The 18,225-nt window shown below is 67.0% G+C and carries 15 protein-coding genes; 4 read left to right on the top strand and 11 right to left on the bottom strand.

The annotated features are described in order from the left end of the window. Positions 1 to 25: 25 nt before the first annotated feature. Positions 26 to 1,810, bottom strand: a complete 1,785-nt coding sequence (gene aspS / locus ACVWZ7_RS20550) for an aspartate--tRNA ligase (protein ID WP_344367642.1) — start codon at positions 1,808 to 1,810, stop codon at positions 26 to 28. A 121-nt stretch (positions 1,811 to 1,931) separates the two neighbouring features. Here aspS and ACVWZ7_RS20545 point away from each other — a divergent pair, with 121 nt between their 5' ends. After that, positions 1,932 to 3,269, top strand: a complete 1,338-nt coding sequence (locus ACVWZ7_RS20545; protein WP_456508957.1) for an APC family permease — start codon at positions 1,932 to 1,934, stop codon at positions 3,267 to 3,269. Between the two features lie 6 nt (positions 3,270 to 3,275). Here the strand turns inward: ACVWZ7_RS20545 and hisS are convergent, their stop codons facing one another. Beyond that, complete coding sequence (gene hisS / locus ACVWZ7_RS20540) at positions 3,276 to 4,625, bottom strand: histidine--tRNA ligase (protein WP_344367639.1); 1,350 nt, start codon at positions 4,623 to 4,625, stop codon at positions 3,276 to 3,278. Between the two features lie 264 nt (positions 4,626 to 4,889). Between hisS and ACVWZ7_RS20535 the strand changes: the two genes are divergently transcribed. The 3 genes from ACVWZ7_RS20535 to ACVWZ7_RS20525 all read left to right on the top strand — a co-directional run bounded on the left by ACVWZ7_RS20535 (position 4,890) and on the right by ACVWZ7_RS20525 (position 8,146). Further along, a complete protein-coding gene (locus tag ACVWZ7_RS20535; RefSeq protein WP_116767989.1) occupies positions 4,890 to 5,696 on the top strand; it encodes a peptidylprolyl isomerase in 807 nt (268 codons plus the stop codon). A 61-nt stretch (positions 5,697 to 5,757) separates the two neighbouring features. After that, a complete protein-coding gene (locus ACVWZ7_RS20530) occupies positions 5,758 to 7,383 on the top strand; it encodes a DUF349 domain-containing protein (protein ID WP_456508956.1) in 1,626 nt (541 codons plus the stop codon). Positions 7,384 to 7,486: 103 nt separating this feature from the next. Beyond that, on the top strand, positions 7,487 to 8,146 hold the full coding sequence (locus ACVWZ7_RS20525) for a hypothetical protein (RefSeq protein WP_456508955.1): 660 nt from the start codon (positions 7,487 to 7,489) through the stop codon (positions 8,144 to 8,146). 14 nt (positions 8,147 to 8,160) lie between these two features. Here ACVWZ7_RS20525 and ACVWZ7_RS20520 read toward each other — a convergent pair whose 3' ends face one another. The 9 genes from ACVWZ7_RS20520 to pdxT all read right to left on the bottom strand — a co-directional run bounded on the left by ACVWZ7_RS20520 (position 8,161) and on the right by pdxT (position 18,191). Next, entirely contained in the window at positions 8,161 to 10,452 is a 2,292-nt protein-coding gene (locus tag ACVWZ7_RS20520; RefSeq protein ID WP_456508954.1) for a RelA/SpoT family protein, read from the bottom strand. Between the two features lie 245 nt (positions 10,453 to 10,697). Beyond that, positions 10,698 to 11,717, bottom strand: a complete 1,020-nt coding sequence (gene secF, locus ACVWZ7_RS20515) for a protein translocase subunit SecF (protein WP_456508953.1) — start codon at positions 11,715 to 11,717, stop codon at positions 10,698 to 10,700. After that, positions 11,718 to 13,493: a protein translocase subunit SecD gene (secD, locus tag ACVWZ7_RS20510; protein WP_116767984.1), complete on the bottom strand. Its 1,776-nt coding sequence runs from the start codon at positions 13,491 to 13,493 to the stop codon at positions 11,718 to 11,720. 105 nt (positions 13,494 to 13,598) lie between these two features. Continuing rightward, positions 13,599 to 14,021, bottom strand: coding sequence for a preprotein translocase subunit YajC (gene yajC / locus ACVWZ7_RS20505; protein WP_344367633.1), 423 nt, complete (start codon positions 14,019 to 14,021; stop codon positions 13,599 to 13,601). A gap of 212 nt (positions 14,022 to 14,233) precedes the next feature. After that, on the bottom strand, positions 14,234 to 15,358 hold the full coding sequence (ruvB, locus tag ACVWZ7_RS20500; protein WP_344367632.1) for a Holliday junction branch migration DNA helicase RuvB: 1,125 nt from the start codon (positions 15,356 to 15,358) through the stop codon (positions 14,234 to 14,236). Continuing rightward, entirely contained in the window at positions 15,351 to 15,995 is a 645-nt protein-coding gene (gene ruvA / locus ACVWZ7_RS20495) for a Holliday junction branch migration protein RuvA (RefSeq protein ID WP_344367631.1), read from the bottom strand. The genes ruvB and ruvA overlap by 8 nt, the downstream gene beginning before the upstream one ends. Positions 15,996 to 16,094: 99 nt before the next feature. Beyond that, entirely contained in the window at positions 16,095 to 16,682 is a 588-nt protein-coding gene (gene ruvC / locus ACVWZ7_RS20490) for a crossover junction endodeoxyribonuclease RuvC (protein ID WP_091252422.1), read from the bottom strand. A gap of 48 nt (positions 16,683 to 16,730) precedes the next feature. Beyond that, the gene (locus ACVWZ7_RS20485) at positions 16,731 to 17,486 is read right to left on the bottom strand and encodes a YebC/PmpR family DNA-binding transcriptional regulator (RefSeq protein WP_091252341.1); all 756 of its coding nucleotides are present in this window, start codon (positions 17,484 to 17,486) and stop codon (positions 16,731 to 16,733) included. 3 nt (positions 17,487 to 17,489) lie between these two features. Then, positions 17,490 to 18,191 carry a pyridoxal 5'-phosphate synthase glutaminase subunit PdxT gene (gene pdxT / locus ACVWZ7_RS20480; protein WP_456508952.1) on the bottom strand — a complete coding sequence of 234 codons (702 nt, stop codon included), beginning with the start codon at positions 18,189 to 18,191 and terminating at the stop codon, positions 17,490 to 17,492. Positions 18,192 to 18,225: the final 34 nt, after the last annotated feature.

Here is an 18,225-nt window from a genome sequence, read left to right as displayed (position 1 = left end):
TGCTGTTGATGCTGATGCTAGACGGCTAGTTCTTCGCCTCGGGGGCCTTCGTGGCCTCGGGCTTGAAGTCCACGCCGGCTTCCTTGCGCTGCTGCGCCGTGATGGGAGCGGGCGCCTGGGTCAGCGGGTCGAAGCCGCCGCCGGACTTCGGGAATGCGATGACGTCGCGGATGGACTCCACACCGGCCAGCAGGGCCACAACGCGGTCCCAGCCGAAGGCGATGCCGCCGTGCGGAGGGGCGCCGAACTTGAAGCCCTCGAGCAGGAAGCCGAACTTGGTCTGGGCGTCCTGCTTATCCAGTCCCATGAGTTCGAAGACCCGTTCCTGGACATCGCGCTCGTGGATACGGATCGAGCCGCCGCCGATTTCGTTGCCGTTGCAGACGATGTCGTAGGCGTAGGACAGTGCCGACTCGGGATCCTGGTCGAAGGTGTCCATGAACTCCGGCTTGGGCGAGGTGAACGCGTGGTGCACGGCGGTCCATTTGCCGGCTCCGACGGCGACGTCACCGGACGCGACAGCGGCGGCGGCGGGCTCGAACATCGGCGCGTCCACGACCCAGCAGAAGGCCCAGTCGGAGGGGTTGATCAGGCCGGTCCGGTGACCGATCTCCACGCGGGCCGCGCCCAGGAGGGCACGGGACGGGGTCTTCTCGCCGGCGGCGAAGAAGATGCAGTCACCGGGCTTGGCGCCAACGGCGTCGGCGAGGCCCGCACGCTCGGTGTCAGTGAGGTTCTTGGCCACGGGACCGGCGAGTTCGCCGTCTTCCTTGTACAGGACGTACGCCAGGCCCTTGGCGCCGCGCTGCTTGGCCCATTCCTGCCAGGCATCGAGGGCGCGGCGGGCCTGGGAGGCGCCGCCGGGCATGACGACGGCACCCACATAGGGCGCCTTGAAGACGCCGAAGTTGGTGTCCTTGAAGAATTCCGTCAGCTCGGTGAGCTCCTGGCCGAAGCGCAGGTCCGGCTTGTCCGAGCCATAGCGGGCCATGGCGTCGTGGTAGGTGATGCGCTGGATGGGCGTCGGGATCTCGACGTCGATCAGCTTCCACAGAGCTTTGACGATGTTCTCGCCGAGCTGGATGATGTCGTCCTGGTCCACGAAGCTGGCCTCGATGTCCAGCTGGGTGAATTCCGGCTGGCGGTCCGCGCGGAAGTCCTCATCGCGGTAGCAGCGGGCGATCTGGTAGTACTTTTCGAAGCCGCCCACCTGCAGGAGCTGCTTGAACAGCTGAGGGGACTGCGGCAGCGCGTACCAGGAGCCCGGCGCCAGGCGTGCGGGGACCACGAAGTCGCGGGCGCCTTCCGGCGTCGAGCGGGTCAGCGTGGGGGTTTCGATCTCCACGTAGCCGTCCTGGTGGAGGAGCTCGCGGGCCACGCGGTTGGCCTCCGACCGCAGGCGCAGGTTGCGGGCGGGGCCGGGGCGGCGCAGGTCCAGATAGCGGTGCTTCAGGCGGGCTTCCTCGCCGACCTCGACGTGCTCGTCGATCTGGAACGGCAGCGGATCGGAGGTGTTGAGGATGGTGACCTTCTCGGCCATGACCTCAATCTCACCGGTCGGAAGCGCCGGGTTCTCGTTGCCCTCGGGACGCTGGGACACGGTGCCGACGATCTGCAGCACGTACTCGTTGCGCAGGCCGTGGAAGACCTCTTCTTCGCGGACCACTACCTGGGCGACGCCGGACGCGTCGCGGAGGTCAACGAATGCGACACCACCGTGGTCACGACGCCGGCCGACCCAGCCGGCGAGGGTTACGGTTTGTCCAATGTGCTCGGAGCGAAGCGATCCGAGGTCATGTGTGCGCAGCACAGCACGCCTTTCTGAAGAAGACAGAGGGAAAATCAAAAGCGATATTAAAGAATGACGCTCTATAGGATCGCTACTGGAACGATCCCGTTCGAGTTTACCCGTTGGAAAGGACCCTCCCGCCATGGCGAGCCGGCATCACGGAACCCAACCCGGCGACGGGCCCGGTGAGCAGCCTGTGGAGCGCCACGGGCAGCAACAGCTGCAGCGCCGGCTCGGCGTCGTCGATTCCACGGCGATCGGCCTCGGTTCCATGCTGGGGGCCGGGGTGTTCGTGGTGTTCTCCCCCGCCGCCGCCCTGGCCGGCCCGCTCCTGACTTTGGCCGTGGCCGTCGCCGGCGTCATTGCCTACTGCAACGCCGTCGCCTCGGCGCAACTGGCGGCCAGATACCCCGCCAGCGGCGGCACCTACGTGTATGGTCGCCGGCAGCTTGGCGAATGGCCCGGGTTCATTGCGGGCTGGGGCTTCGTGACGGGCAAGACGGCGTCCTGCGCGGCAATGGCGCTCACGTTCGGGCACTACGTGGCACCGGCCTACGCCACACCGCTGGCGGTCGCCGCCGTCGTGGTCCTTACCGGAATCAACCTGCTCGGCATTACCCGGACCGCCTTCCTGACCAGGATCCTGCTGGCCATCGTGCTGGCCACGATTGTTTTCGTCGCGGTGGCGTCGCTGTTGGGTCCGCACCCGGACGGCGCCCCCGCGGTGTCCGCGGTCCCGGTCTACCCGACGCCGTCGGGCGTCGACTGGGGCGTCCTTCCGGCGGCGGGGCTGATGTTCTTCGCCTTCGCCGGCTACGCCCGCATCGCCACCCTCGGCGAAGAGGTCAAGGACCCCACCCGCACCATCCCGCGCGCCATCCTGGCAGCGCTGGCCGGGGCCTTCGTAATCTACCTCGGCCTGGCCGCACTGCTGCAGTGGCACCTTCCGCCGCAGCAGTTGGCGGAGTCAACGGCACCGCTGCTTGACGCGGTGGCCGTCTCACAGCTCAGCGCCGGAGTTCCCTTCGTCCAAGCCGGGGCGGCGGCCGCGTGTCTTGGCGCGTTGCTGGCCCTGATCACCGGGGTGGGCCGGACCACCCTGGCAATGGCCCGGGAACGTGACCTGCCGGCGCGGCTGGCCCGGGTGGGCGGCGCCCACACCGTCCCGTTCGTCGCAGAACTGGCGGTCGCCGCCGTCGTCATCGTCCTGCTGCTGAGCACGAACGTGATGACAGTCGTCGGGTTTTCCAGCTTCGGGGTGCTCATTTATTACGCCGTGACCAACGCCGCCGCCTTCACGCTGGGCCGCCGCCCGTGGCATGCGCCGCGCTGGCTCAACGTGCTGGGTTTCCTCGGCTGCCTCGTCCTGGCCGTGACCCTCCCGCCGGCCTCCATGCTGGTCATGGCGGCGGTGCTGGCCCTCGGGGTGGCCGGGCGGTTCCTGGTCCTGCGGTGGCGCAGGACTCCCCGGCAGCGCTAGGTAGCTTTAGTTCCCGCCGACGGCGGTCACGCGGACGTGCAGGTCCTCTTCGGCGGGCGTCCACGTGGCCGGGTCGGCGTCAACCTGCTCGCCCGAGCGGATGTCCTTGACCTGGTGCTTGCCGTCGTCGTCGGTGAACCAGACGAACGGGATGCCGCGGCGGTCCGCGAACTTGATCTGCTTGCCGAATTTCTCGGCCTTCGCGGCGACCTCCGTGGCGATGCCCCGGCTGCGCAGCTGCGCCGCGACGTCCTGCGCCGCGCCCCAGCTGTCGTCGTTGTTGAGGGTCACCAGGACGGCGGTCGGAACGGAGCGGGTGGCCTTGGCGAGGTCCTGGCTCAGGATCCGCGACACCAGGCGGGTCACGCCGATCGAGAGGCCGACGCCGGGGAACTTGCGGTTGCCCTTGGTGGCCAGGGCGTCGTAGCGTCCGCCGGAGCAGATCGAGCCCAGCTGCTCGTGCCCCACCAGGACGGTTTCCACCACGGTGCCCGTGTAGTAGTCGAGCCCGCGGGCGATGCTAAGGTCCGCGACCACGCGGCCCGGTGCGCGCTGGACGGCGGCCGCAATAACCTGTTCCAGCTCGTTCAGGCCCTCTTCGAGCAGCTCGTTGGTGACGCCCAGTGCCCGGACCTGGCCCACGAAGGACGTGTCCATGGTACGGATGCCCGCGAGTTTGAGGGCGGCCTGCGCCTGTTCGTCGGTGGCCCCGAGTTCCTCTTTGAGCAGCTCAGCCACTTTCGCGGGCCCGACCTTCTCAAGCTTGTCGATGCTGCGGAGAACGCCGGCCGTGTCGGTGAGCCCGATTCCGGTGTAAAAGCCTTCGGCCAGCTTGCGGTTGTTGATCCGGAGCAGGAAGTCGGGGATGGGCAGCGCGTTGAGCGCTTCGGCGATGACGAGCGCTATTTCGACGTCGTAGCGGAACGGCAGTTCGCCGTCGCCGACCACATCGATGTCCGCCTGGGTGAACTCGCGGGCCCGACCCTCCTGGGGACGCTCGCCGCGCCAGACCTTCTGGATCTGGTAGCGGCGGAACGGGAAGGCCAGGTAGCCGGCGTTCTCCACGACGTAGCGGGCGAAGGGCACAGTGAGGTCGAAGTGGAGGGCCAGGGCGTGCGGGTCGGACTTGGCCGCCGCGTCGCCTTCATCGTCCTGGAGCCGGCTGAGGCCGTAGACCTCTTTGTCGATTTCACCCTTGCGCAGCAGCTGCCCCACCGTTTCCACGGCACGGGTCTCGATCGAGGAGAAGCCATGGAGCTCAAACGTCCGGCGCAGGGTGTCCAGCACATGGAGTTCCACCAGCCGCTCCTCGGGAAGCCACTCGGGGAATCCTGACAGGGAGGCTGTGCGTGCCATGGTGAAATTTTCTCCTCTAGTTGCTGCTGGTGCTGGTGCAGAATCCGGGCGCGGACGTCACGCGGCATTCTCTGTCGAAACGTAACGAAGATAGGCGGCAGACCGGCCAGTCGTGCATAAACTGTGTGCGGCAGTCAGTTTATGCGTTCGGCGCCCGCTTCTTCCAACGGAGGCGGCCCGGCGGGACTGCCGGCAGCTTGCAGCTGTGACCGCGACGGCGCCCACGGCCCGTCACGGTCACGCACCTTACAACCAGGAGGACCTTTGGCGGCCAGTTCACGCAACGCACGCGAGGCGAAGCGGCGCGTTCAGCAGATGGAGGCCAGGCGCGGCCTGCGCCGGGACCAGGACAAGCGCCGCAAGCGCGACAACGTTCTGGCCATCAGCGCCGGCACCGGTGCGATCGCCCTGGCCCTGGTCCTGCAGCTCACCGTCTTTTCGTCGAACCCCACCGAGGAAGAGTTCGCGGCCGCGCAGGCGGGACTGCAGAGCCCCTCGGCGTCCGCCACGCCGACGGCGGCCGCCACGAATGCGGACAACATCCCCAAACCGGACACTGCCGCGGGCAAAACCTTTACCGGCGAACTCGCGCTGAACCGCGGCACGCTAGGCGTTGAAATTGACGGCACGAAGGCCCCGCAGGCCGCGGCCGTCTTCAAGTCCCTCGCCGACCAGAACTTCTACAAGGGCCTCAGCTGCCACCGGCTGACCACGGGCGAGACCTTTGGTGTCCTGCAGTGCGGGTCCAAGACCGGCGACGGCAGCAGCGATCCTTCCTACACGTGGGGCCCGCTGGAGAACACCCCGGCTGACAACAAGTACCCGGCCGGAACCATCGCCGTGGCCCGGACCAGCGGCAACGCCAACGGCAACGGCACCCAGTTCTTCATCGTCTACAAGGACACCGTCATACCCGCGGACGCCGCCGGCGGCTACACGGTGGTGGGCAAGGTGACCTCCGGGCTCGACGTGGTCGGCGGGATTGCCGCCGCCGGTCTGAAGCCGGGCGATAACGCCACGGACGGCGCACCTGTGGAACCAGTCACGATAGACTCGTTCACACTGAAGTAACCAGATGCGGCCCTGAAGGCCGTAGTCCCGGTATTTCCCTCCAAGCGAAAGACTTCTAGCGGTGACAGACAGTCAGAAATCCGACGAAACAGTGGCAACAGCAGCTGCCAACGAAACCGAAGCCGAGGCAACCACTGCCGAGGGTGCAGGCGCTGCCGTAGACGCGGCACCGGAAGCGGCAGCCGAGGCATCGACCGCAGAGGCAGGCGAGAACGCCGAGGCCGCCGATCCCGCCGTGGCCGCTCCGGCGGACCCGGCAGTCGAAACGGCAGCCGAGCCTGTTGCCAAGGCTCCTGCTCCTGCTCCCGCCCCGTCAGCGGCGGCGGCGGCGGCGCGGCCCGCGCCGAGCCCGGCAGCCTTCGCTGCCCGGCCCAAAGCCAAGCCCTCCGCAGCCGCACCGGCTCCCGCACCCGCGGCAGTCTCCTCCGCAGCCTCGCTGGCCGAGGCGGCCCGCTGGGGCCGCGTTGAAGGGGACGGCCACGTCTTCCTGACCGTTGACGGCACGGAATACCCCGTCGGCCAGTACCCCGGAGTGAGCGCCGACGAGGCACTGGGCTACTTCGCCCGCAAATTCGAGGACATCGTGGCCCAGATTGTTCTGCTGGAACAGCGCGTGAGCTCCAAGGCGCCCACCACGGACATGCAGAAGACCGTCACGCACCTGCGCGAACAGCTTGCCGAGCGGAACATGGTCGGCGACTACCTCTCCGCTGAGGCCCGGCTGGATGCCCTGGTGACGCAGATCGGCGAGCTCGAGAAGGCCGAGAAAGCAGAACACGACGCCGTCCGCGCCGCCGAACTTGCCGCCCGCGAGGCCATCGTGGCCGAGGCCGAGGAAATCGCCGGCCACGATCCTGCGCAGATCCAGTGGAAGACCTCCAGCGCACGGATGAACGAATTGTTCGAGAGCTGGAAGATCGCCCAGAAGAGCGGCGTCCGTCTCGGCCGCAGCAACGAAGACGCGCTGTGGAAGCGGTTCCGTGCCGCCCGGACAGTCTTCGACCGCCACCGCCGCGCCTATTTCTCCCAACTGGACAGCAACAACTCGGCTGCCAAGGCCGTCAAGGAGAAGCTGATCACCGAGGCCGAGGCACTCTCCTCCTCGACCGACTGGGGCTTTGCCGCCGGCGAGTACCGCCGCTTGATGGACGAATGGAAGGCCTCGCCCCGCGCCAGCCGCAAGGACGACGACGCCCTGTGGGCCCGCTTCCGCGCCGCCCAGGATGTCTTCTTCACCAACCGGCAGGCCGCCAACGACGAGATCGACCAGGAATACGGTGCGAACCTCGTGGTGAAGGAAGCGCTCCTGGTGGAGGCCAACGCGCTCCTGCCCATCAAGGACCTCAACGCTGCCAAGAAAGCGCTGCAGTCCATCCGTGACCGCTGGGAAGAAGCCGGCAAGGTTCCGCGCGCCGACATGGGCCGCATCGAAGCCGGCCTGCGGAAGGTGGAGGACGCCGTCCGCCAGGCCGAGGACGAGAACTGGAAGCGCTCCAACCCGGAGACGAAGGCGCGCACCAACAGCGCCCTGACCCAGCTCGAAGCCGCCATTGCCGGTCTCAAGGAAGACCTCGCCAAGGCGGAGAAGGCCGGCGACGAGCGCAAGATCAAGGCAGCCCAGGAGGCCCTCGAGGCGCGCCAGGCCTGGCTCGAGCAGCTCGAGCGCTCAGCGAGCGAACTCTCCTAAGCAGCCGGCACGCCGGGAAACCAGGTCCAGGCCCCGTTTCGGTTTATCCACATGACCGGAACGGGGCCTGTTCTGTGTCCGGGGAACCGGGAACGATGGCGGAATGGTACTCATGCCCCGCGCCCCTGCGGATCGTCCGGGTTTGCCGGTGCCGGGCCCGGGTCCGGGTCCGGGTCCGCGTCCGGGTCCGGGTCGGGAGCAGTGCGAGCTTTACTCCCCCGGCGCCCTGTTCTCCTGGCCGGAGCTGCAGGCCATGGCCGCCGACGGCGTGCTGACGCAGCTGTATCAGCGCGGGTACCTGCCGCCCGGCGTCCCGGCCAGTCCTCAGCTGCGCGCCCGCGCCGCGTCCCTGGCCGTGGCGCCGGCGATCCGACAGCGGGTGGTGGCGGGGCGGATGACCGCTGCGTGGATCTATGGCTGCGCCGACGAACCTGACCGCCTGGCCCTGCTGGTCGATGCCAACCGACGCATTTCCAGCCTGAGGTCCGTGCGCGGCTGTACCTTCCATGAAGTGCGGCTGGGGCCGTTCGACGTCGTGAGCCTGGGCGGTTTGATGGTGTCCAGCCCGTTGCGCACGGCTTTGGATGTGGCCCTGCACGTGGAGGCGGAGCGCGCTGTGCCGGCCCTGCGGGCGCTCCTGGCCAGCCCCGAGCTGGGAGTGCGGCTCCGGCTGCTCAGGCTGGCCGTCGAGGCCAGCCCGCGCGTCCCGCACAAGAACGCCGCCCTCGCGAAGCTCGCCGCCCTCGTGCCGGAGCCGGAGTAGCTGGCTAAAACGAGTTAGTTCCGGCGGCGGTTGCCGGTGGTGCGGTACACGTCGAAGACACCGTCGATCCGACGGACGGCACTGAGCACGTGGCTGAGGTACTTCGGGTCGCCCATCTCGAAGGCAAACTTGGAGATCGCCACCCGGTCCGTGGAGGTGTGGACGCTCGCCGCCAAAATGTTGACGTGGTTTTCCGAGAGCACACGGGTGACGTCGGAGAGCAGCGACTTGCGGTCCAGCGCCTCGACCTGGATCTCCACCAGGAACACGCTGGATTGGGTCGGTGCCCAGTCCACTTCCACGATCCTGTCCGGCTGGTCCATCAGGCCGCTGACGTTGGTGCAGTCGGTCCGGTGAACCGAGACTCCGGAGCCGCGCGTGACGAAGCCCAGGATCGGATCCGGCGGGACCGGCGTGCAGCACCGGGCCAGCTTCACCCAGACGTCGTCCACGCCGCGGACAACAACACCGGAGTCGGAGAAACGGGCCTTGCTGACCTGCGTGGGGATGGAGACCTCGGCAAGGTCATCGTCCGGGTGCTCGTTCCCGCCAAGGCTCTCCACGAGCCGCTCCATGACGGACTGCGCGGACGTGTGGCCGTCGCCCACGCCGGCGTAAAGCCCGGAGATGTCCGCGTACTTGAAGTCCTCCGCGATTGCCGCCAGGGCATCGTGGGTCATGAGCCGCTGCAGCGGAAGGTTCTGCTTGCGCATCGCCTTGGTCAGCAGGTCCTTGCCGCGGTCAATCGCTTCCTCGCGGCGTTCCTTGCTGAACCACTGCCGGATCTTGTTCCGGGCCCGGGCGCTCTTGACGAAGTGCTGCCAGTCCTGGCTGGGCCCGGCGCCCTCCGCCTTGGAGGTGAAGATCTCCACCCAGTCGCCATGGTTCAGTTCGCTGTTGAGCGGGACGAGCTTGCCGTTGACGCGTGCGCCAATGGTCCGGTGACCAACTTCGGTGTGCACGGCGTAGGCAAAGTCCACCGGGGTGGAGCCGGCAGGCAGGGCCATGACCTCACCCTTGGGGGTGAAGACAAACACCTCGCGGGCGTTGATCTCAAAGCGCAGGGAGTCGAGGAACTCGCCGGGGTCCGAGGTTTCCTGCTGCCAGTCCACGAGGGAGCGCAGCCAGCCCATGTCGCCGTCGCGCGGGCTGCCGGGGCCCGCGGCCGTCCGGTTCGGCTGGTCCTTGTACTTCCAGTGGGCGGCCACACCGTACTCGGCCCGCCGGTGCATCTCGTGGGTCCGGATCTGGATTTCCACGGGCTTGCCGCCCGGACCGATCACCGTAGTGTGCAGGGACTGGTACATGTTGAACTTCGGCATCGCAATGTAGTCCTTGAACCGCCCGGGGAGGGGGTTCCAGCGAGAGTGCATCGCGCCCAGGGCCGCGTAACAGTCCCGGACCGAATCGACCAGCACACGCACGCCCATGAGGTCGTTGATGTCGTCGAAGTCCTTATCGCGGACGATCATCTTCTGGTAGATCGAGTAGTAGTGCTTGGGCCGTCCGGTGATCGTTGCCTTGATCTTTGCCGCGCGGAGGTCCTCGGTGATCTGGTTGCGGATGACGGCCAGGTTCTTCTCGCGCTCCGGGGTCCGGTCCCCCACCATGCGCACGATTTCCTCGTACACCTTGGGGTAGAGGGCGGCGAAGGAGAGATCCTCCAGTTCCCATTTGATGGTGTTCATGCCGAGCCGGTGGGCCAGCGGGGCGAAGATTTCCAGGGTTTCGCGGGCCTTGCGTGCCGAAGACTCGGCCGAGACGAAGCGCCACGTACGGGCATTGTGGAGCCGGTCGGCGAGTTTGATCATCAGGACGCGGATGTCCTTGGCCATCGCGACGACCATCTTGCGGACGGTCTCGGACTGGGCCGCCTCACCGAAACTGACCTTGTCCAGCTTGGTCACGCCGTCCACCAGCATGGCCACTTCCGGGCCGAACTCGGCCTTGAGGTCGGCCAGCGTGTAGGACGTGTCCTCAACGGTGTCGTGCAGCAGGGCTGCGGCCAGCGTCGTGCCGCTGAGGCCGAGCTCGGCGAGGATGGTGGCCACCGCCACCGGGTGCGTAATGTACGGGTCCCCGCTCTTGCGCTTCTGGCCACGGTGGCAGCGCTCAGCCACCACGAAGGCGCGCTGGATCAGGTCGAAGTCTTCTTTGGGGTTGTTGGCCCGGACGGTGCGCAGCAACGGCTCCAGGATCGGAGAGTAGGCGGGGGCTCCGCGGCCCGTCAGTCGGGCAAGGCGTGACCTCGTGCGTTCACGCCGTCCGGGGAACGTGGGCCGGGCGCCCGAATTATCGACCGGCACGGGAACATCAGGACGTCCGGGAGCCACAAGGCCAGTTTGAGAACTCTGGCCTTGGCCCTTGCCCGCAGGTGCCTCCGGCACCGGCGTCGAACGTTCTTCCAATGGAACACCTCTCGCGACCGGTTAATTATTCAAGTGTATTCCCGCAGCAGGATACTTCGATAACCGGCCCGGATACGGCGGCGGGCCGGAGGTCGTCCCCAAGGACGTTCTCCGGCCCGCCGGTGGTGCACTTGAGCCTCCGCCTAGGCGGTGGCGGCGGATTCCTGCGTGGCGGTCTTGGCGGCCGCTTCCGCGCGCCGCTGTTCCACCCGCTTGGCCTGCTTGACCAGTTCAGGTTCGCCCTGCCGCAACGCGGCGTACAGCGGCGCCGCGATGAAGATCGTGGCGGCGGTGCCGACCAGGATGCCCACGAACAGCGCCAGGGACAGGTCCCGCAGGGTCCCGGCGCCCAGCAGACCGGCGCCGATGAAGAGGATGGCGGCGACCGGAAGGATGGCTACCACCATGGTGTTGATGGAGCGGACCAGGGTCTGGTTGATGGCCAGGTTGACCTCTTCGGCGAAGGTCCTCCGGGTGGAGGCCTGCATGTCCGAGGTGTTCTCCCGAATCTTGTCGAACACCACCACGGTGTCGTACAGCGAGTAGCTGAGAACGGTCAGGAAGCCGATGATGGCCGACGGCGTCACCTCGAAGTCGCTGAGCGCGTAGACGCCGGCGGTCACGAACAACGTGACAGCCATGCCGGCTAGTGCCGAGAGCGACATCTTCCAGGTCCGGAAGTAGAGCGCCATCAGGACGGCGGCGAGGCCGACGAAGATCGCCAGGCCCATGAGGGCCTGCTTGGTGACGTCGGCGCCCCAGGTGGGGCCGACGAAGGTCGACGTCACCTCGTTGTCTGTCACGCCGTAGGCCTTGGTCAGGCCTTCCTTGATCTGCAGCGTCTCGTCATCGGACAGCTTGTCCGTCTGGATGCGCATGGTGTTGCCGGCGACGTTGGCCACGCGTGGCACGGACCCCGACACGACGTCCTTGACGGCTTTCTCGCCGCGGGACGCATCCGTGTTCTGGACGTTGGACACCGTGAACTCGGAGCCGCCACGGAATTCGATGCCGAGGTTGAAGCCGCCCTTGGCAACCGGAATCAGGATGGACAGGGCGATGGCGACCCCGGCAATCAGGAACCAGATCTTCCGGTAGCCGACGAAGTCATACGAGCGTTTGCCCGTGTAGAGCTCATTGCCGAACGTTGAGAAGTTGACCATTTACTTGCCCTCCTTGGACGCGCTCTTGGAGGTACCGGCGAGCTGTGCCTGTTGTGCCTGTTCCTGCTTTTCGGCGAGGCGGCGTTCTGCGATAGTCATCCGGCGCTCGGCCTCTGCGGCTGCACCCGTGTTCTTCGCGCGCACCACCGCCACTGGCTTGTCTTCCGGAGTACGGATCCGGCCGGCCCCGCGGTAGAGCGGCACAGCGCCCAGGCGCTTTGGATCCAGACCCGAGAACCTGTGGCCCTCGCCGAAGAACTTGGTCCGGGCCAGAAGCTGCAGGGTGGGGTGCGTGAACATGAAGACGACGATGAGGTCGGCGATCGCGGTGAGACCCAGGGTGAAGGCGAAGCCGCGGACGTTGCCCACGGCCACGAAGAACAGCACCACGGCAGCGAGGAGGTTCACGGCCTTTGACGCGAGGATGGTGCGTTTGGCCCGCTTCCAGCCGTTCTCCACTGCCGAGACCAGGCCGCGGCCTTCGCGGAGCTCATCTCGGATGCGTTCGAAGTAGACGATGAACGAGTCGGCCGTTTGGCCGATGGCCACGATCAGACCGGCGACGCCGGCGAGCGAAAGCCGGTAGTTTTCGGTCCAGCCCAGGATGGCGATGGCCAGGAATGTGAGCACACCGGCGATCACGAGGGACGCCAGCGTCACGAAGCCCAGGGCCCGGTACTGGAACAGCGAGTAGACGGCGACCAGGAGGAGCCCGATAAGGCCGGCGAGCATGCCCATGCGGAGCTGCTCCCCGCCAAGGGTTGCGGAGATCTGCTGTTCGCTTTGGATTTCGAAGCTGATCGGCAGGGCGCCGAAACGGAGCTGGTCGGAGAGGGCCTTCGCGGAATCCTCCGTGAAGCCGCCGGTGATCTGCGGGCGGCCATCGGTGATGACAGCCAGGGAACGCGGGGCGGAGATGACCTGGTCGTCCAGGACGATGGCGAACTGGGACTTCGGATCCGAGCCCGACTCACCGCCGCCGGCGGCATAGAACTGGTACAGGCGCTGGGTGACGTCCTTGAACTTGGCGGTACCCTCATCATCGAACTGGATGTTGACGGCCCATTCGTTGGTCACGGCACCCTGGGCGCCGCGCTGCAGCTGGAACGAGGAGGACTTGATGTTCGAGCCCTTGACTTCCACCGGACCGAGGATGTACTTGATCGCCGGCGACTTCGCCGAGGCCGGCTGGCAGGTCACCAGCGGCTTCGTCGGGTCGGAGCGCTGCTGCTTGTCCTGCGAGGGGTTGTCACAGTCGAGCGCCTCGAACTGCTTGTAGATCTCGGGGGTAACCCAGTTCTCGTCGCTGCTGTTGGCAGGCGCGGCCGTCGGCTTGGGCAGCTGCGCGTCCGGGGTCCGGGATGCCTCGGGGACCGCTGCGCCGGGGCCAGCCTGGATAACGGGGCGGAAGTTCATGTCGGCGGAAGCCTGGATCAGGGCGCGGGTTTCCTTGGCAGGAGTTCCCGGGAGGCTGACCACGACGTTGCGGCCGGACTGCGTGCTGATTTCCGCTTCCGCGACGCCCGAGCCGTCCACGCGCTGACGGATGATCGCCACGGCCTGGTTGAGCTGATCTTCGGTAATGCCCGAACCGCCCTCAACCTTGGGCGCCAGGATCATCTGGGTGCCGCCTTCAAGGTCCAGGGCGAGCTTGGGAGCCCAGCTGGCCTGGCCGGCAATCGTGCCGCCCGCCAGGACGGCCGTCATGGCGGCGATGATTACGCCGAGCCAGACCAGCATCCTGATGGCTGAGTTTTTGGGGCCAGTTCGTGCCATTGTCGATCTTTCTATTATTTACGGCGGATCCGCCGGCGCGGGCACTTGGCCCCCGACGACGGATGCCCGCAACCGTTGCTTCGCGGGATAGCTCAGGTAGGCAGACTAGCTGTCTTTCTTACCTTCGTCGTTGAGGCGGCGCAGGGTTTCCTCGGGAGTTTCGATGCCGGCCGGCTCGTTGAAAGGGGCAGCGTTTTCCGGCGTCTCAGCGTCCGGCTTGTCAAGGGTCAGCGAGGATGCGTCGTCCGGAACAACCGTCGGCTCTTCGGCTGCAACAACCGGCTCCACAATCTTGGTGACGGACTGGCGGTGCACGGTGGCGGTGTTGCCCGGGGAGAGTTCCAGCGTGACCTTGTTCTCCGCTTCATTGATGTCGACGATCCGGCCGAACAGTCCGAAGCTCGTCATGACCTCGACACCGGGGCCGAACTTCGACTGGAGCTCCGCCTGCTGCTGCTGCGTCTTCTTGTTGCGGCGGAACATCATAAAGACGAACACGCCGAGCATGACGAACAGGAGAATTGTCATTGGATCCAAGGGGAAAGTTCCGTTCTGTACTTGCATAGCTGTTTTTCAGCAACGTCCGTTTGCTCCGGGCGGCGCGGCAGAGGCCTGCACAGCAAGCTGGCAGAGAGACCATCCCCCAACCGCCGGCGGCTACCTGCTCTCCGCCCACGGAAACAAAACCCGAACGTGCCGAGCGTCATACCAGTCTAAAGGGAAAAGCTGGAGGAAGGGTGTTAGCGGCTATTTCGGATCCGCTCCGGAGCTGTTTCCTCAGCGATGTCGGCGCCGGGCTCCCCCTGCGCGCCGTCGTCCGGCTCGTCAGTCTGGAACAATTCCAGCGGGTCCTGTCCGAAGACGCCGGCGGGAACGGCGAAGCCCAAGTGGGTCCATGCCGGCGCCAGGGCAATGCGGCCCCGCGGGGTCCGGCCCAGCAGCCCCTCGCGAACGAGGTAGGGCTCGGCGACCGTTTCCACGGTCTCGGTTTCCTCGCCGACGGCGATCGCGAGGGTGGACAGGCCCACGGGCCCGCCGCCGAACTTAGTAATGAGGGCTTCCAGGACAGCACGGTCCAACCGGTCCAGGCCACGCTTGTCCACCTCGTACATGTCCAGGGCCGCGGACGCCGCCCGGGCATCGATTTGTTCGATGCCGTGCACGAGCGCCCAGTCCCGGACCCGCCGCAGGAGCCGGTTGGCGATGCGCGGCGTGCCCCGGGACCGTCCGGCGATCTCGCTGAATCCTGCCGAGTTGACCTTCAAATCCAGCAGCCCGGCCGAACGGCGCAGGACGAGTTCCAGCTCCTCAACGGAGTAGAACTCGAGGTGGCCGGTGAATCCGAAGCGGTCACGCAGCGGCCCGGGAAGCAGGCCGGCCCGCGTGGTGGCTCCGACCAGGGTGAAAGGCGGCAGCTCCAGCGGGATCGCGGTGGCGCCGGCGCCCTTGCCGACGACGATGTCGACGCGGAAGTCCTCCATGGCCATGTACAGCATTTCCTCTGCCGGCCGGGACATGCGGTGGATTTCGTCCAGGAACAGGACTTCGCCCTCGGAGAGCGAGGACAGGATGGCCGCGAGGTCGCCGGCGTGCTGGATGGCCGGCCCGCTGCTGATCCGCAGCGGTACGTTCATTTCGGCGGCGATGATCATGGACAGCGTCGTCTTGCCCAGGCCGGGCGGACCCGAGAGCAACACGTGGTCCGCGCTGCGGCCGCGCATGCGCGAGGCTTCCAGGACGAGGGACAACTGCTTCCGGACGCGGTGCTGGCCGACGAAGTCGTGGAGGTTCTTGGGCCGCAGGGCGGCTTCGATGGCGCGCTCTTCCGGCTCCTCTCCCCCGGTGACAATCGACGGCTCAGCCACGCGCGCCTACCCGGTTCCCGGCGCGGGCGCCGTCCTGGCCCAGCCACCGCAGGGTTGCGCGGAGGATTTCCGCCACGTTGCCGTTAGCGGCCAGATCGGGGGAATCGGCGAGGGATTTGTCGATGCTGGCGGCGGCATCCTTTTCGGACCAGCCAAGGCTGGTCATCGCCGCGATGACCTGCGGCTTCCAGACGGACTCGGCGGACACCGACGGGACCGACGCACCCGCGGTGCCGTGCGGTACGAGCTTGCCGGCGAGTTCCAGCACAATCCGGCCGGCCACCTTGGGTCCGATGCCCGGGACCTTCGTGAAGGCCTTGCCGTCGCCGGAGTGGGCGGCCACCCGGATGGCTTCGGGTTCGTGGACGGCCAGCACAGCCAAGGCGAGGCGGGGTCCGACGCCGCTGACGCTGAGTAGGACATCGAACACTTCCCGCTCATCGTCGCTCGCGAAGCCGAAGAGCGTCAGCGAGTCCTCGCGCACGATCAGGGACGTGAACAGCTTGCCTTCGTCCCCCACCCGGAGGCTGCTGAGGGTCTGCGGCGTGGCGTTGACGCTCATGCCGGCCCCGTTGAGGTCGATCACGGCGGAGGACAGGCCAACATGCGCTACGGTTCCGCGAAGAAAACTGATCAAAGCCGGGCTCCTGGGGTTACAGCGAAACCGGGCAAAAAAAGAAGGGCGACCCGGTTATCCGAACATATCTACGAATAGCGTAGCAAGCGGCGCGGACATTCAGCGCGCACGGCGCGCTTTTGCCTCGGCGTCGGCCCATGCACGCTGGGCCGGGGTGAGGGACTGGCTGCCCGGCCCCGTGGTCACTGCATCCTTGGTGGAAGTGCCGTTCCCGGCACGCCAGGCGTGGGTGATGGCCAGGGCGAGGGCGTCGGCGGCGTCGGCCGGGCGCGGCGGCGCATCCAGCCGGAGGATCTTGGTCACCAGCTTGGTGACGGCGTCCTTGTTGGAGGTACCGCTTCCCGTGACGGCGGCCTTGACTTCCGACGGCGTGTGCAGCGCCACCGGGATGCCGCGGCGCGCGGCGGCCGCGATGACCACGCCGGAGGCCTGGGCCACCCCCATGACGGTGCTGACGTTGAGCTGGGAGAAGACCCGCTCAACGGCGAGGACGTGCGGTTCGTACGTGTCCAGCCACTCGTCGATCGAGGTCGCGATGACGAGCAGCCGCTGGTCCAGGCTCTCCTCGGGCGAGGTTCCCACGACGCCGAACGCCACCATCGTGGCGCGCCGGTTCTTTTCGACATCAACCACACCGATCCCGCAGCGGGTTAGGCCCGGGTCAACGCCCAAGACGCGCAGCGTCACGCCGGGGCCGTCAAGACCGGGCCTCAACATCACGGCGACGTGACAGGGTCACTCGGCTTCCAGTGCGGCCTGCACTTCGTCGCTGAGGTCGGCGTTGCTGTAGACGTTCTGGACGTCGTCGAGTTCCTCCAGGGCATCGACGAGCTTCATGAACTTCTTGGCGGCGTCGAGGTCCAGCGGCACCTGCATCGAGGGCACAAACTCGGCCTCGTCGGTGTCGTATTCGATTCCCGCTTCCTTGAGTGCGTCACGGATGGCCTGCAGGTCGGTGGGCTCGGAGTGGATCTCGAAGCTGTCGCCGTTGTCCTTGACTTCCTCGGCACCGGCGTCGAGGACCGCCATCAGGACGTCGTCCTCGCTCAGGCCGTTCTTCGGCAGCGAGACGACGCCCTTGCGGCTGAAGAGGTAGCTGACCGAACCGGGGTCGGCGATCGTGCCGCCGTTGCGGGAGATGGCGAGGCGGACCTCGGAGGCGGCGCGGTTCTTGTTGTCCGTGAGGCACTCGATCAGCAGTGCGGAACCCTGCGGGCCGCGGCACTCGTACATGATCTCGGTGTAGTCGACGACCTCGCCGGTGAGGCCGGCTCCGCGCTTGATGGCGCGGTCGATGTTGTCAGCAGGCACCGAGGTCTTCTTGGCCTTGGTGACAGCGAGTTCCAGGCTCGGGTTGCCGGCAAGGTCCGGGCCGCCCATGCGCGCGGCGACTTCGATGTTCTTGATCAGCTTGGCGAAGGACTTGGCCCGACGGCTATCGAGGATGGCCTTCTTGTGCTTGGTCGTCGCCCATTTGGAGTGGCCTGACATGCTTTACGCTTCTCCTCTGATCATTCGAATAAACAGTTCGTGCACGCGTTTTTCCCCTGTCACTTCCGGGTGGAAGGAGGTCGCCAGCAGCTGGCCGGAACGCACAGCAACAATTCTAGCCGTCCCGTCCAACGACTCGGGGTGGCCGGCTTTGGAGGGTTCCACCTGGGCCAGGACTTCGACGCCCTCGCCGACGCGCTCCACCCAGGGACCGCGGATGAAGACGGCGTGGACCGGAGCCACGGCGCCGGCGTCGGCGCTGAACTTCAGCCCTTTGAAGTCGAGGTCCGTCTCGAAGGACTCCCGCTGCCGGCCGAAGGCGTTGCGGCGGACGGTGATGTCGAGCCCGCCGAAGGTCTGCTGCGGGTTCCCGGCGAGATCCGTCGCGGGGTCCGCGATCTCGTCCGCGAGCAGGATCATGCCGGCGCAGGAGCCGTAGACGGGCAGGCCGGCCCGGATGCGCTCGCACAGCGGATCGCGGAGTCCGAAGATCCTGGAGAGCTTGTCGATCGTGGTCGACTCGCCGCCGGGGATGATGAGTCCGTCCAGGCCGTCAAGTTCGGCGGGGCGGCGGACCCCTACGCCCGAGGCGCCGGCGGCCTCAACGGCATGCAGGTGCTCCCGGAAATCGCCCTGAAGCGCCAGGACGCCGATCCGGAGCCCTGTTCCCGCGCGGGATTCAGGGGAAATAGAGGGGGTGGTCATCCCCACAGCATAATGTGCCGCGCTTGCCGGGGAC

The organism is Arthrobacter sp. TE12232 (assembly GCF_054062615.1).
Note: the sequence above shows the minus strand (reverse complement) of the source record. Positions and strands in the feature narration are given on the sequence as shown.